The sequence below is a fragment of the Streptomyces sp. NPDC017993 genome (assembly GCF_044328065.1).
Classification (GTDB): Bacteria; Actinomycetota; Actinomycetes; order Streptomycetales; family Streptomycetaceae; genus Streptomyces.
The window spans coordinates 209,452-224,300 of record NZ_JBIRGO010000010.1 but is presented as its reverse complement, the minus strand read 5'-3'; the positions used below and the strand labels follow the sequence as shown (position 1 = coordinate 224,300).

Genomic DNA, 14,849 nt, shown 5'->3' with positions numbered 1-14,849 from the left:
CAAACTAACGTCTGAAGCGAACGCCTCTTCGCATAGCCTCTGGCCATGGCATCCGCAGAACGGCGCACCGGCGCGCACGACGTATGGCTCCCCATCCCGTCCGACGAGATCGAGGGCCTCCCCGAGGGCCTCCACTACGTCCACTGGGACGCAGGCCCCGACTATCCGGCCGACCCCGACCGGTGCGTCTTCTACGCCGTCCCCTACATGAAGAACGCCGACCGCTGCCTGAGCCCGCTGTCGATGATGGACCGGGTCGAGGTCGTACAGACCCTGACGGCCGGCATCGAGCACATGCTGCCCGGGCTGCCTCGGATGCCGGCCGGCGCCCAGCTGTGCAACGCCCGCGGGCTGCACGACGCCAGCACCGCGGAACTCGCCCTCACCCTGACGCTGGCGGCACTGCGCGGCATCCCTGATTTCGTACGGGGCCAGGACGCGGGGGAGTGGCGGCAGGGCTTCCAACCGGCGCTCGCGGACAAGTCGGTCCTCATTGTGGGCTACGGTTCGATCGGCAGTGCCATCGAGGACCGGCTCACTTCTTTCGAGTGTGCGCGGGTGGCGCGCGTCGCGCGCACCGCACGTGAGACTTTGCGCGGTCCCGTGCATCCACTCTCCTCCTTGTACGCCCTCCTGCCCGACGCGGACGTCGTCGTGCTGGCCACACCGCTCACCGAAGAGACCCGTGGCCTGGTCGGACGCGATTTCCTGGCGCGGATGAAGGACGGCGCACTGCTGGTGAACATCGCCCGCGGCGGGATCGTCGACACCTCGGCGCTGCTCGCCGAGCTGGAGTCCGGCAGGCTTCGGGCGGCACTCGACGTCACCGATCCGGAACCGCTGCCGCCCGGCCATCCGCTGTGGCACGCTCCGGGCGTACTCATCACTCCACACGTCGGCGGCCCCAGCTCTGCCTTCCTGCCTCGTGCGAAGCGGCTCCTGCGGGAGCAGTTGACGCTTTTCGCGGCCGGCGAGGCGGTGCGGAACGTGGTCGCCACGGCTAAGGGGAACGGTTGCGGGTAGCTCTATGAGGCCGTACGACTGCAGGGTGTATCCGCAATCCCGCAGGTAGTCACGCTCCGTAGAGGAACTATGTCCCTGAGTGACGGAACTGGTGTATCGTCCCGATCGGGGACGACGTCGGTGCGTATGCGGCGCCGAGCGAAGGATCCGGAACTCGAGGGGGGCGACGGGCGATGTACGGCCGATGGTTGATTCGCGAGACGCGCGATCCACAAGCACCCACGGAGAGACTGCGGGACCCTCGGGTCCGCCGAGCACGACGACGCCGCGGACGGACGACCGGGAGAGCGCGGTGAGCGCCCCGGGAGCGGTGCTCTCCAGGCCCCCGGCACAGGCCGGCGGCCCACCGAGCCTGTTGCCCCAGATCGCGCTTGCCGGCGTCTGCGGCGGCTACGCCGTCGGTGCCGCCTTCGGCTGGGGATCGCGCGAAGTCGCCGTCTTCATGGGGGACTTCGGGTTGAGCGTCGCCGCCTTGGTGGCGGCCGTCTCCTGCGGACTGTACGCCCGCAAGCGCGAGAGCCGCTTCCGCCCGGCCTGGGTGCTGTTCGCCGTCTCCTCGGGCATGGCCGGCATCGGCAACGGCGTATGGGGCTGGTACGAAGTCGTCCTGGACGTGCGGGTCCCCAGCCCCTCCGTCGCCGACTTCTGCTTCCTGCTGTTCGCGCCGCCCGCCATCGTCGGCCTGCTGGTCCTCGCCAAGCGGCCGGTGACCAGGGCCGGCTGGGTCTGCCTCGGCCTGGACGCCTGGCTGATCGGCGGCTCGCTGCTCACCCTCTCGTGGAGCCTCGCGCTCGCCCACACCACCCATTTCCAGGGCCGCAGCGTAGCCGAGAGCGCCCTGTCGCTCGCCTACCCGCTGCTGGACATCGTGCTGGTCAGCATGGTGCTCGCACTCCATTTCCGGCGCTCCTCGGTGCACCGCTCCGCCGTCAACACCGCCATCGCCGCACTGGCGTTGACGGTGCTCTGCGACGCCCTGTTCAGCTCCCCGCTGCTGCGTGACCACTACCGGTCCGGCCAGATCCTGGACGCCGGCTGGTTCGCCGGGTCGATACTCCTCGCGTACGCGCCGTGGGTCGCCCGCCGAGCGCCGTCGGAGTTCGCCGGTGACGAGTTCAAGCGCGCGACGCGCCGTGCCCAGCCCGCAGGCAGCCGGCCCATCGCGGGTTCGCTCGCCGCACTGACCCCGTATCTCGCCGCCGCCGTCTGCACGTTGGGCATCTTGACCAACGTCCTCGACGGGCGGCGCATCGACCGCGTGGTGCTCTTCACGGGCTGCACGGTCGTCCTCGCCCTCGTCGTCCGCCAGGGCATCATGCTGCTCGACAACATCACGCTCACCCAGGAGCTGGCGCAGAAGGAGAACCACTTCCGCTCCCTCGTCCAGGGCTCCAGCGACGTCATCATGATCGCCGCACCCACCGGCGTCCTGCGCTATGTGAGCCCCGCCGCGGCGGGTGTCTACGGCCGCGACGCCGAGGAGCTGGTCGGCTCCGAGCTGGCCTCCCTGATCCACCCCGAGGACCTGGGCCGGGTGGTGCACGAGGTCCGCAGATTCCTCGCCGCCGCACCGGACGTCGAACCGACCACCCGCATCGAGTGCCGCTTCCGTGCCGGCGAGCAGCGCTCCGGCGGAGACGGCTGGCTGAACGTCGAATCCACGGTCAACCGCCACCACGGCGGGCTGATCTTCAACTCCCGTGACGTCACCGAGCGCGTTCGCCTGCAGGCCCAGCTCCAGCACAACGCCTCGCACGACGCGCTCACCGACCTGCCCAACCGGGCACTGTTCACCGAACGCGTCAGCAAGGCCGTCACCGGCCGCCGCTCCACCGACCACGACACCGCCGTGCTCTACATCGACCTCGACGGCTTCAAGCAGGTCAACGACACCATCGGGCACCAGGCGGGCGACGAACTGCTGATCCAGGCCGCCCGCAGGCTGGGCGAGTCCGTGCGCTCGGGGGACATAGCGGCGCGGCTGGGCGGCGACGAGTTCGCCGCGCTCATCACGGGTGACGGCACCCACGATCACGCCGCCCGTGAGCTGCGCGTCCTGGAGATCGCCGACCGGCTGCGTATCAAGCTCTCCGAGCCCTACCGCATCGAGGGCCGCGACGTCCGCGTCGCCGCCAGCATCGGCGTCGCCTTCGCCGAGCCCGGAGTCACCCCGGCCGGCCTGCTGCGCAACGCCGACCTCGCGATGTATCGCGCCAAACAGGCCGGCAAGGGCCGCGTGGAGCTCTACGCCCCGCACATGCAGACCGAGGTGACACCCCGCGCCGAACTCGCCACCAAGCTCCGCACGGCGCTGCACGAAGGCGAGTTCGCGCTGCTGCACCAGCCGGTGGTGGCACTGGCCACCGGACGGGTGACCGCCGTCGCCGGGCACGCCCGCTGGCGCTCCGCGCAGGGCATCCTCTTCACCCCCGCCGAACTCCTCAGGTCCGGCGAGCGCGGCCGGCCCACCGAGGACGGCGACCGCACCGCCGAGCTGGGCCGCTGGCAGCTGCGGGAGGCCGTGGAACAGGCCGCGGCGCGGCACCGCGCCGGGCATACGGTCCCGGTGGCCGTGCGGCTCTCCGCCCGCCGACTGCTGGACGACGGCCCGACGGGTCTGCCCCCCAAGGCCATCGAGACGCTGCTCAACCGGCACGGCCTCCCGTCGGGCGCGCTCGTTCTGGAATTGTCCGAAAGTGATCCCCGTATCCCGCTGGACGAACTGGAGCGTCGGCTGGCCGCGCTGCGGCGCCTGGGCGTCCGGATCGCCCTGGACGGCTTCGGCAGCGGATACGCCGCCATCAGCGCGCTGCGCAGGCTCCCCGTCGATGTCCTGCGGCTGGACCGGGGGCTGGTCGACGGCGTCGTGGAGTCCGCCCGGCTGCACAAGATCACCGCGGGTCTGCTGCGGATCGCCGCGGACCTCGGGATGCAGTCCGTCGCGGACGGCGTCGATCTGCCCGAACAGGTCCTCGCCCTGCGCTCCATGGGCTGCACCCACGGCCAGGGCATGGCCTTCTCCGGGCCGTTGGACGAGCACCGGCTGCGGCGCGCCCTGACGGTCGGCGGCTACCCGGTCCCCGACCTCCCGGGAGAGGACCGGGCGGTGGTCCTCAGCGGCACCGGCCTGCCCGTTCGGCGCGGCGGTGCGGCCGGGCCCGATGCCCTCGCCCATCCGCCATTGCGCTCAAATAGTGAGACCTCCGTCCCACCCACTTGACACTCATGGCGCGCCGGGGGGAGGGTCAGTGCCATGCGCACCCGAATTCTCGTACTTGGACAGCGCGTCGGCTGACGCTGGGCCCCTGACGAAGCCCCAGCTACCGCACCGACGCGCTCCCCTCGCTTGCCACCTGGCACGGGGGGTTTTTTGTTGCACAGCAACCTCACAAATCCCGTCAAAACCCTCAGCTTCGAGAAGAGACGCAGATGACCGAGCAGGCCTCCGGGGCCCACCATCCGCAGCCGCGGGCCCGTAACTCCGGCGGGGCTCAGCAGCCCACCACCGTCGAGCACGTCACGGGCGCGCAGTCCCTCATTCGTTCGCTGGAGGAGGTCGGGGCCGACACCGTGTTCGGTATCCCCGGCGGTGCGATCCTCCCGGCGTACGACCCGATGATGGACTCCTCGAAGGTGCGGCACGTCCTGGTGCGCCACGAGCAGGGTGCCGGTCACGCCGCCACGGGCTACGCGCAGGCCACCGGCAGGGTCGGGGTGTGCATGGCGACGTCCGGTCCTGGTGCCACGAACCTCGTCACGCCGATCGCGGACGCCCACATGGACTCCGTCCCGCTGGTCGCGATCACCGGCCAGGTCGCCTCGAAGGCGATCGGCACGGACGCCTTCCAGGAGGCGGACATCTGCGGCATCACGATGCCGATCACCAAGCACAACTTCCTGGTCACCGACCCGGCCGAGATCCCGCGGACGATCGCCGAGGCGTTCCACATCGCCGCCACCGGCCGCCCGGGTCCGGTCCTGGTCGACATCGCCAAGGACGCGCTGCAGGCGCAGACCACCTTCGTCTGGCCGCCGCACACCGACCTGCCCGGCTACCGCCCGGTGACCAAGCCGCACGCCAAGCAGATCCGCGAGGCCGCCCGGCTGATCGTCGAGTCCAAGCGTCCGGTGCTCTACGTCGGCGGCGGCGTCATGAAGGCCGGCGCCACCGCCGAGCTGCGGGTGCTGGCCGAGCTGACCGGCGCGCCGGTGACGACCACCCTGATGGCGCTGGGCTCCTTCCCCGACAGCCACCCGCAGCATGTCGGCATGCCCGGTATGCACGGTGCGGTCACCGCCGTCACCGCGCTGCAGAAGTCGGATCTGCTGATCACGCTCGGCGCCCGCTTCGACGACCGTGTCACGGGCAAGCTGGACTCCTTCGCGCCGTTCGCGAAGGTGGTGCACGCGGACATCGACCCGGCGGAGATCGGCAAGAACCGGGTGGCGGACGTGCCGATCGTCGGTGACGCCCGCGAGGTCATCGCCGACCTGATCGTGGCCGTCAAGGCGGAGTACGACGCCGGCCACAAGGGCGACTACACCGCCTGGTGGAAGGACCTCAACCGCTGGCGGGAGACCTACCCGCTGGGTTACGACCTGCCCGAGGACGGCAGCCTGTCGCCGCAGCAGGTCATCGAGCGGATCGGCCGGCTCGCCCCGGACGACACGATCTACGCCGCGGGCGTGGGCCAGCACCAGATGTGGGCCGCCCACTTCATCGACTACGAAAAGCCCTCGACGTGGCTGAACTCCGGCGGTGCCGGAACCATGGGCTACGCAGTCCCGGCCGCGATGGGCGCCAAGGCGGGGCAGCCCGAGCGCACGGTCTGGGCGATCGACGGCGACGGCTGCTTCCAGATGACCAATCAGGAACTGGTCACCTGCGCGCTGAACAACATCCCGATCAAGGTCGCGATCATCAACAACGGCGCGCTGGGCATGGTCCGCCAGTGGCAGACCCTGTTCTACAACCAGCGCTACTCCAACACCGTGCTGCACAGCGGCCCCGACGACGGCGTCGCCGTGGAGGGCAAGTCCAGCGGCGGCACCCGCGTCCCGGACTTCGTGAAGCTGTCCGAGGCCATGGGCTGTGTCGCGATGCGCTGCGAGGACCCGGCCGAGCTGGACGCGGTCATCGCCAAGGCCAACGCGATCAACGACCGGCCGGTCGTCGTCGACTTCATCGTCCACGAGGACGCGCAGGTGTGGCCGATGGTCGCCGCCGGCACGTCCAACGACGAGGTCATGGCCGCCCGGGGCGTGCGTCCCGACTTCGGCGACAACGAAGACGACTGATCCCAGGACGTCACGGACGCACGGAAGAAGAGAGAAGACCGACCATGTCCAAGCACACGCTCTCCGTCCTGGTGGAGAACACCCCCGGCATCCTGGCCCGGATCGCCGCCCTGTTCTCCCGCCGCGGCTTCAATATCGACTCCCTCGCGGTCGGTGTCACCGAGCACCCCGACATCTCCCGCATCACCATCGTGGTCACCGTCGAGTCGCTGCCGCTCGAACAGGTCACCAAGCAGCTCAACAAGCTCGTCAACGTTCTGAAGATCGTCGAGCTGGAGCCGGGCTCCGCGATCCAGCGGGAACTGGTCCTCGCCAAGGTCCGCGCCGACAACGAGACCCGCTCGCAGATCGTCGAGATCGTCCAGCTCTTCCGCGCCAAGACGGTCGACGTCTCCCCGGAGGCCGTCACCATCGAGGCCACCGGCTCCAGCGACAAGCTGGAGGCGATGCTCAAGATGCTGGAGCCGTTCGGCATCAAGGAATTGGTGCAGTCCGGCACCATCGCGATAGGGCGTGGCGCCCGGTCCATCACGGACCGCTCGCTGCGTGCCCTGGACCGTTCGGCCTGACTCCCGTCCCCCTGGTGGACCGCACGGCGCCGTGTCCGAGTGACACGGCGCCGCCCCGCCGCTCGCATGGCGAGACCCGCGAACCTTCCTCACCCCGCCCGACGTACTGTGTGGGCAACCAGCTAGATCCAAGGAGATACCCGAAGTGGCCGAGCTGTTCTACGACGACGATGCCGACCTGTCCATCATCCAGAACCGCAAGGTCGCGGTCATCGGTTACGGCAGCCAGGGCCACGCCCACGCGCTGTCGCTGCGCGACTCGGGCGTCGATGTGCGCGTCGGTCTGCATGAGGGATCGAAGTCCAAGGCCAAGGCCGAGGAGCAGGGCCTGCGTGTGGTGACGCCCGCCGAGGCGGCCGCGGAGGCCGACGTCATCATGATCCTGGTGCCGGACCCGATCCAGGCGAAGGTCTACGAGGAGTCCATCAAGGACAACCTGAAGGACGGCGACGCGCTGTTCTTCGGTCACGGTCTGAACGTGCGCTACGGCTTCATCAAGGCCCCGGCCGGTGTGGACGTGTGCATGGTCGCCCCGAAGGGTCCCGGCCACCTGGTGCGCCGTCAGTACGAGGAAGGCCGTGGCGTGCCGTGCATCGCGGCGGTGGAGCAGGACGCGACCGGCAACGGTTTCGCGCTGGCGCTCTCCTACGCCAAGGGCATCGGCGGTACTCGTGCGGGTGTCATCAAGACGACGTTCACCGAGGAGACCGAGACCGACCTGTTCGGTGAGCAGGCCGTCCTGTGCGGTGGCGCCTCGGCGCTGGTCAAGGCCGGTTTCGAGACGCTGGTCGAGGCGGGCTACCAGCCCGAGATCGCGTACTTCGAGTGCCTGCACGAGCTGAAGCTGATCGTGGACCTCATGTACGAGGGTGGCCTGGAGAAGATGCGCTGGTCGGTCTCGGAGACCGCCGAGTGGGGTGACTACATCACCGGCCCGCGGATCGTGAACGAGAACACCAAGGCCGAGATGAAGAAGGTGCTCGCCGAGATCCAGGACGGCACCTTCGCCAACAACTGGATGGCGGAGTACAACGCCGGTCTGCCGAAGTACAACGAGTACAAGAAGGCCGACGAGGACCACCTCCTGGAGACCACCGGCAAGCAGCTGCGCAAGCTGATGAGCTGGGTCGACGACGAGGCGTGAGCCCCGTGGGACAGGGGGCCGCGACGCCGTTCGCGGCCCCCTTGTCCATGAGGCGCCGCCGCCTTGTCCACCGCGTCGAACACGCATGGGTGATCCTGACGCCAAGGCGCAGGACGTGCCCTGCACCGCCACTACACTCAAACCACAAGCGCGTCAGGCTCACAGCGTCGTGCGTCTTCCACGCGGCTGCCCCCTTCACCGCCTTCGGCCGTCGGGACGGCCGTCCGCGAAGGACTAGTGAGGACTGAAGACCACGTGAGCTCGAAACCTGTCGTACTGATCGCCGAAGAACTGTCGCCCGCCACTGTCGACGCTCTCGGTCCGGACTTCGAGATCCGGCACTGCAACGGCGCGGACCGCGCCGAGCTGCTGCCCGCGATCGCCGATGTCGACGCCATCCTCGTGCGCAGCGCGACGAAGGTCGACGCCGAGGCCATCGCGGCCGCCAGGAAGCTGAAGGTCGTCGCCCGAGCGGGCGTGGGCCTGGACAATGTCGACGTGCCCGCCGCCACCAAGGCCGGCGTGATGGTCGTCAACGCCCCGACCTCCAACATCGTCACCGCGGCCGAGCTCGCCTGCGGTCTGCTGGTCGCCACGGCCCGTAACATCCCGCAGGCCAACACCGCCCTGAAGAACGGCGAGTGGAAGCGCAGCAAGTACACCGGCGTCGAGCTGAGCGAGAAGACCCTCGGCGTGGTCGGCCTCGGCCGGATCGGCGTCCTGGTCGCGCAGCGGATGTCCGCCTTCGGTATGAAGGTCGTCGCCTACGACCCCTACATCCAGCCGGCCCGCGCCGCGCAGATGGGCGTCAAGCTCCTCACCCTCGACGAGCTGCTGGAGGCCGCGGACTTCATCACCGTCCACCTCCCCAAGACCCCCGAGACGGTCGGTCTGATCGGCGACGAGGCGCTCCACAAGGTCAAGCCTTCGGTCCGCATCGTCAACGCCGCGCGTGGCGGGATCGTGGACGAGGCGGCGCTGGCCACCGCCCTGAAGGAGGGCCGGGTCGCCGGCGCCGGCCTGGACGTCTACGCGTCCGAGCCCTGCACCGACTCGCCGCTCTTCGAGTTCGACCAGGTCGTCGCCACCCCGCACCTGGGTGCGTCGACGGGCGAGGCGCAGGAGAAGGCCGGTATCTCGGTCGCCAGGTCGGTGCGCCTCGCGCTCGCCGGCGAACTGGTGCCGGACGCGGTCAACGTCCAGGGCGGCGTGATCGCCGAGGACGTCAAGCCGGGTCTGCCGCTGGCCGAGCGCCTCGGCCGGATCTTCACCGCGCTGGCCGGTGAGGTCGCGCTGCGGCTCGACGTCGAGGTCTACGGCGAGATCACCCAGCACGATGTCAAGGTGCTGGAGCTCTCCGCGCTCAAGGGCGTGTTCGAGGACGTCGTCGACGAGACGGTGTCGTACGTCAACGCCCCGCTGTTCGCGCAGGAGCGCGGCGTCGAGGTGCGGCTCACGACCAGCAGCGAGTCGCCCGAGCACCGCAATGTGGTGACCGTGCGCGGCACCCTCGCGGGCGGCGACGAGATCTCGATCTCCGGCACGCTGTCCGGCCACAAGAACACCCAGAAGATCGTCGCGGTCGGTGAGCACTCGATCGACCTGGCGCTCGCCGACCACATGGCGTTCCTGCGCTACAGCGACCGTCCGGGTGTCGTGGGCACCGTCGGCCGGATCCTGGGCGAGGCCGGCATCAACATCGGCAACATGCAGGTCTCCCGTGCCGACGTCGGCGGCGAGGCGCTGGTCGCGCTGACCATCGACGACACGATCCCGGCGAGCGTGCTCACCGAGATCGCGGAGGAGATCGGCGCTACCTCCGTGCGTGCGGTGAACCTCGGCGACTGATCCCGCCGGTTCCAGCAGCTCTACGGGCCCGGGCCCCGCTTCGGCGGAGTCCGGGCTCGTGCGCGTGCGGGGCCGTACTCCGTTCCGGTGAGATCCGCCCGCTGTGGATGACAGGGCCAACCATTCACTCGAATGGCGTATTCGGTGTCGAAGGTGCGGGGCCCGCCAACACCGTCCAGGGGCCGCCGGTGCCCGCCCGGCGCCGGACCTCCCGACTCGCTGAGGGGATGTTCGCGTCGCGCAATGGGAACTGCGCGTGCCCCCGCCGGCGCGTGCGGAAGGAGACGAGACGCCATGAATGCACCCCTGGGTGACACCCCTCAGGATCTGACCGGTCTGCATGTGGTCGACGAAGAGGGCGCCAAGGTCGGCACGGTCCAGCAGGTCTACCGCGACGACGCCACCAATGCCCCCGAGTGGATCACGGTGCGTACCGGGCTCTTCGGGATGAAGGAAACCTTCGTGCCGCTCGCCGGGGCGCGGCGGGTGGAGGGCGAACTGCGCGTGCCGCATACCAAGGACCGGATCAAGGACGCGCCGCGGATCGACGCCGAAGGCCATCTCGATCCCTCCGAGGAGGCCGAGCTCTATCGCCACTACGGGCTGACCAGGCCGGGCGCGGGCGGGCCCGCCTCGGGCGCCGACACCTCACGTTCCGACACCGTCATGTCCTCCGGCCCGGAGGCCGGGATGAGCGCCGGCGCCGCGGGCGCGGCCGGTGCGAAGGGCACCACCATGGGGGAGCGGCCGCAGGGCCGTCCGATGGAGGGCGAACGCAACAAGCTGGTGACCGAGTCGCCGGCGAGCACGGACCGCCCGATGGCCGGGGCGGGTGCCGGGTCGATGGCGATGTCGCGCGGACGCGACGAGGGGGACGCCATGAGCAAGGAGCAGGCCGAGGAGATCGTGCTCTCCGAGGAGCAGATGCAGATCGGCACCGAGGAGCACGAGAGCGGCCGGGCGCATCTGCGCAAGCACGTGGTCACCGAGGAGGTGCACCGTACGGTCCCGGTGTCCCACGAGGAAGTGCGCATGGTCCGCGAGCGCATCACCGAGGAGGAGCGCAAGGCGGGCAGGACCCAGTCGAAGCTCGGCGAGGGTGAGGTCGAGGTCGTGCTGCACGAGGAGCAGGCCGTGATCAGCAAGCGGACCGTGCCGGTCGAGCGCGTCCACCTGGAGACCGAGCGGGTGACCGAACAGCAGGACGTCAACACCGAGATCCGCAAGGAGGAGCTGGAGTTCGACGACGGCATGAAGTCCCCCAAGGGCGGCAAGAAGGGCCCGGGGCCGGACCGGCTCCGGTGATTCGCCGGGGCGTCTCGACCGGGGGAGCGGCGGAGGCCGGGGTGAACTCTCCGGCCTCCGCCGGCAACCCTCCCGCGCCCCGCACCGCGACCGGCCCGGCCGGTCCGCGCACGCCGGGCGCGTCGCTGTTGGCGCCCCGGAGCCCGGCGGCTTTAGTGATCGCGCTCGCCTCGCGCCCGTACGCACGTTTAATACAACTGTCTGGTACGGGCGTATGGCGCCCCGGTAGGCTGCCCGTATGGGACACCGCGAAGATCTTTTGGAGGGCGCCAAGCGGTGCCTGGTGGAGAAGGGGTACGCGCGCACCACCGCCCGCGACATCGTGGCGGCGTCCGGCGCCAACCTCGCCTCCATCGGCTATCACTACGGCTCCAAGGACGCCCTGATGCGCAAGGCGCTCATCGCGTCCGTCGAGGAGTGGGGCGCCGGCGTGGCGGAAGCCTCCACGCTCGACGCCGCGGCGGCCCCGGACGCCGAACCCCTGGAGCGGTTCGCCGCGGTCTGGGACCAGATCCTCCAACACATCGCCACGGAGCGGGAGTTCATCGCCTCGCAGGTCGAGGTGCTGGGGCTGCTGCCGCGCGACGAGGCGCTGCGCGCGGCGATCGGCGAGGCGCACCCGGAGGGCGGCGAGGGCCTTGTCGCGGTCTTCGAAGGGGTGCCGGACAGCGAGGTCGACGCGGAGGCCGCCCGGGTCGTCGGCTCCTTCTACCAGGCGCTGCTCACCGGCCTGATGGTGCAGTCCCTGCTCACGCCGGACGCGATGCCCACCGGCCGCGACCTGGCCGGCGCGCTGCGCCGGGTCACCGCGGGCGAGGTGCTGGGGAGCGCACGGCCCGCGGCGGAGTAGCCGGAGGCACTGCGGCCGGCCGACGCCCTTACAGGCGCGACGACTTGAGCGCCATGTGCAGCAGTAGACGGTCCTCGCCCTCGGCGAGGTCGAGGCCGGTGAGCTTCTCCACCCGACCCAGGCGGTAATAGAGCGTCTGACGGTGGATGCCCAGCAGCTGCGCGGTCCGCCCGGCCTGGCCCGCACAGTCGAGGAACACCTCTGCGGTCCGGGCGAGTTCGGCGTGGGCCGGGGCGAGCAGCGGCTGGACGGCCGGGTCCGCCGACGCGTCCGGCAGGGCCGTCAGCAGGCGGTACGCGCCGAGAGTGTCCCACTGCGCGATGGCGCCGAGACGCGGCTCGGCGCGGGCCGCGCGGGCCGCGTCCAGCGCTTCGCGCCAAGCGGCGGGGAGATCGGTCAACTCCTGGGTGGCGGTGCCGATACCGGCCGCGCCCGACCCGGCGGTCGCTCCGCCGTTACGCGCGGCGCCTCGCCTCGGCCGGCCCTCGGTCGCGTCGGCCCGGCCCGCAGCCGCCGGTGCGGCGCCCGCCCGGGGCGAGCGCAGCAGATGCTCCGCCACGGTGTGCGCCGGGGTGAGCGAGCCGGGGGAGCGCAGCCGTACCAGCGCGGCCAGTACCGGCGCGGGGGCCGCCGGTGGGGTCCGGCCGGCCGTGGCGCCGCCCGTGCCCCCGTCGGCCCCGGTGCCCCGGCCTTCCGGGCGGACGTCGCGGGGCGGCGTGACCGCGCCCGCGGCGGCGGACGGAGCCGCGCCCCCGGTGTCGGGGAGTCCGGCGCCCGCGGGCAGCGCGCACGCGGCGAGGAGCCCGGGCAGGCTCGGCAGCGGCGCCACGTCGGTGTCCGTGGTGTCCCAGGGCAGTACGGCGACCAGTGCGAGCGGGACGCCGGGCGTGAACCGCAGGCTGTCCCGGAGGGCGTCGTCCAGGGAGGCGGCCGCGGCCGCCCGGCCGCCCGGCGCGGAGTGCAGCAACTCCCGTAGCAGATCGCCCAGTTCGGAACCGGCGCGGGCCTCGTCCGCCAGCAGGGCACCGATCCGGGCGGCGGTCTCCATGGCCTGGGCGATCCGGGGGTCGGCCGGCGTGCCCTCGCCACCGAGCGCGAGGTCGGTGAGATGCCCGTCGTCCAGCAGCCAGACGTAGCCGTGCACGATGCCGCGATGCCGTACCGGCAGACAGATCCGGCCCTTGAAGACGCCCGCCGCCGGGTCCGGCGGGATGCGCAGGGCGGTTTTGGCGCGGGCGATGCCGAACGCCTCGAACCAGGCCCGGACCGCCGCCGACGACCGCCGCTGGAGGATGGACCGGGTGCGTACCGGGTCCATCACCTCATCGTCATCGCCCTCGTGCGCGCCGAACGCGATCAGTCCGAAGTCCCGGTCCTCCAGCGTCGCCGGTGCACTGAGCGCCGACGAGATCTCGTCCACGAGCTGCTGGTAGTCGCCTCGCATCCGCCGCCCGGCCCCTCTCCCTGTCGCCTCAGCCTCACCACTGGTACCACCAATCGCACCGGCGCACCGGCAGCTCTCTCATCCCGCTCGTCCGTCTCGTCCGTCCCGTCTCCTGCGTCTCATGGGGGGCATCCCGCCCCTCGCCACTCCCATTCTCATACATCTGTCTGAGATCCCGACCACGAAGGCGTGACAGGTGTCGATGGCAGGAAGATGGCGAGATCCTTAAGTTTCAGGTGGCTCATCTTGCCGTTGCCCGCCAGCCCGGCGCCCGCCCGGCATTCGTCATCCTGAATCGTGGAGGTGCCCCATGCTGGGTCCCGTGCTTCTCGCCGCAGCACGCAGCGACAGCATCCGCCGTATCGTCGCGGCCGCCCCGGTCACCCGCCCCGTGGTGGACCGTTTCGTCGCAGGCGAGCGTCTGGACGAGTCCATGGCGGCCGTCCGGTCCCTGGCCGCGCGCGGTATGGAGATCACCCTCGACCACCTCGGCGAGGACATCACGGACCCCGCGGAGGCGCTGCGCAACCGCGACGCCTACCTCCAGCTGACCGAGGCGCTCACGGAGCAGGGACTCGGCGACCGGGCCGAGATGTCCGTCAAGCTCTCCGCTTTCGGCCAGGCCCTGCCCGGCGGTCACGAGCTGGCGCTGAAGAACGTCACTCCCGTGGTCGAAGCCGCCGCCGAGGCCGGTACGACGGTGACCCTCGACATGGAGGACCACACCACCGTCGACTCCACCCTCGCGATCCTCGCCGAGCTGCGCGAGCGTTTCCCCCGGACGGGCGCGGTGGTGCAGTCCTACCTCTTCCGCACCGAGGACGACTGCCACGCGCTCGCCGGGGAAGGCTCCCGGGTGCGGCTGGTCAAGGGCGCGTACAAGGAGCCCGCGACCGTCGCCTTCCAGGACAAGCGGGAGGTCGACAAGGCGTACGTACGCTGCCTGAAGATCCTGATGGCAGGGCAGGGCTATCCCATGATCGGGTCGCACGACCCGCGGATGGTCGCCATCGCCCAGGAGCTCGCGCACCGCAACGGACGCAAGCCGGCCGACTTCGAATACCAGATGCTCTACGGCATCCGGGAGGCCGAGCAGAAGCGGCTGGTCGCCGAGGGACACCGCATGCGGGTGTATGTCCCCTATGGCACGGACTGGTACGGATACTTCATGCGGCGGCTCGCGGAGCGCCCCGCGAACATGGCGTTCTTCCTGCGATCGCTCGCCACCCGCGGCTGATCCCCCCGCGGCGGCGGGCACGGGTGGATGCTGGAAGCCCGGGGTGAGCCCCGGACAGCAGCGCCCGCAGCCGCCCACCCCACGCGGCCCCGGCCGCAGCTTTACCGACGTACGAAACCGACGAGCGAAAT

At 70.7% G+C, this 14,849-nt stretch carries 10 protein-coding genes; 9 read left to right on the top strand and 1 reads right to left on the bottom strand.

The window, feature by feature from the left end; genetic code table 11:
• Positions 1–45: 45 nt before the first annotated feature.
• The 8 genes from ACH4FH_RS20475 to ACH4FH_RS20440 all read left to right on the top strand — a co-directional run bounded on the left by ACH4FH_RS20475 (position 46) and on the right by ACH4FH_RS20440 (position 12,037).
• A complete protein-coding gene (locus tag ACH4FH_RS20475; RefSeq protein WP_398557281.1) occupies positions 46–1,023 on the top strand; it encodes a 2-hydroxyacid dehydrogenase in 978 nt (325 codons plus the stop codon).
• 292 nt (positions 1,024–1,315) lie between these two features.
• Positions 1,316–4,243: a putative bifunctional diguanylate cyclase/phosphodiesterase gene (locus tag ACH4FH_RS20470; protein WP_398557280.1), complete on the top strand. Its 2,928-nt coding sequence runs from the start codon at positions 1,316–1,318 to the stop codon at positions 4,241–4,243.
• Between the two features lie 209 nt (positions 4,244–4,452).
• Positions 4,453–6,321, top strand: a complete 1,869-nt coding sequence (locus tag ACH4FH_RS20465) for an acetolactate synthase large subunit (RefSeq protein ID WP_398557279.1) — start codon at positions 4,453–4,455, stop codon at positions 6,319–6,321.
• 44 nt (positions 6,322–6,365) lie between these two features.
• Positions 6,366–6,890 (top strand): acetolactate synthase small subunit, encoded by a 525-nt coding sequence (gene ilvN / locus ACH4FH_RS20460; RefSeq protein WP_393895732.1) that lies wholly within the window; start codon positions 6,366–6,368, stop codon positions 6,888–6,890.
• Positions 6,891–7,035: 145 nt separating this feature from the next.
• Complete coding sequence (gene ilvC, locus ACH4FH_RS20455) at positions 7,036–8,034, top strand: ketol-acid reductoisomerase (protein WP_398557278.1); 999 nt, start codon at positions 7,036–7,038, stop codon at positions 8,032–8,034.
• A gap of 255 nt (positions 8,035–8,289) precedes the next feature.
• Positions 8,290–9,882 carry a phosphoglycerate dehydrogenase gene (gene serA / locus ACH4FH_RS20450; RefSeq protein ID WP_398557277.1) on the top strand — a complete coding sequence of 531 codons (1,593 nt, stop codon included), beginning with the start codon at positions 8,290–8,292 and terminating at the stop codon, positions 9,880–9,882.
• Positions 9,883–10,176: 294 nt separating this feature from the next.
• Positions 10,177–11,187: a PRC and DUF2382 domain-containing protein gene (locus ACH4FH_RS20445; protein WP_398557276.1), complete on the top strand. Its 1,011-nt coding sequence runs from the start codon at positions 10,177–10,179 to the stop codon at positions 11,185–11,187.
• 238 nt (positions 11,188–11,425) lie between these two features.
• The gene (locus tag ACH4FH_RS20440; protein ID WP_398557275.1) at positions 11,426–12,037 is read left to right on the top strand and encodes a TetR/AcrR family transcriptional regulator; all 612 of its coding nucleotides are present in this window, start codon (positions 11,426–11,428) and stop codon (positions 12,035–12,037) included.
• Between the two features lie 28 nt (positions 12,038–12,065).
• On the opposite strand, the gene ACH4FH_RS20435 is transcribed toward ACH4FH_RS20440, so the two are convergent.
• A complete protein-coding gene (locus tag ACH4FH_RS20435) occupies positions 12,066–13,481 on the bottom strand; it encodes a PucR family transcriptional regulator (RefSeq protein WP_398557274.1) in 1,416 nt (471 codons plus the stop codon).
• 310 nt (positions 13,482–13,791) lie between these two features.
• Between ACH4FH_RS20435 and ACH4FH_RS20430 the strand changes: the two genes are divergently transcribed.
• On the top strand, positions 13,792–14,718 hold the full coding sequence (locus ACH4FH_RS20430) for a proline dehydrogenase family protein (protein WP_398557273.1): 927 nt from the start codon (positions 13,792–13,794) through the stop codon (positions 14,716–14,718).
• Positions 14,719–14,849: the final 131 nt, after the last annotated feature.

Excerpts from the sequence above, each read along its gene's own strand:
- ACH4FH_RS20475 (WP_398557281.1), top strand. The coding sequence starts at position 46 with ATGGCATCCGCAGAACGGCGCACCGGCGCGCACGACGTATGGCTCCCC.
- ACH4FH_RS20465 (WP_398557279.1), top strand. The coding sequence starts at position 4,453 with ATGACCGAGCAGGCCTCCGGGGCCCACCATCCGCAGCCGCGGGCCCGT.
- ilvN (WP_393895732.1), top strand. The coding sequence starts at position 6,366 with ATGTCCAAGCACACGCTCTCCGTCCTGGTGGAGAACACCCCCGGCATC.
- ACH4FH_RS20445 (WP_398557276.1), top strand. The coding sequence starts at position 10,177 with ATGAATGCACCCCTGGGTGACACCCCTCAGGATCTGACCGGTCTGCAT.
- ACH4FH_RS20440 (WP_398557275.1), top strand. The coding sequence starts at position 11,426 with ATGGGACACCGCGAAGATCTTTTGGAGGGCGCCAAGCGGTGCCTGGTG.
- ACH4FH_RS20435 (WP_398557274.1), bottom strand. The coding sequence starts at position 13,481 with ATGCGAGGCGACTACCAGCAGCTCGTGGACGAGATCTCGTCGGCGCTC.
- ACH4FH_RS20430 (WP_398557273.1), top strand. The coding sequence starts at position 13,792 with ATGCTGGGTCCCGTGCTTCTCGCCGCAGCACGCAGCGACAGCATCCGC.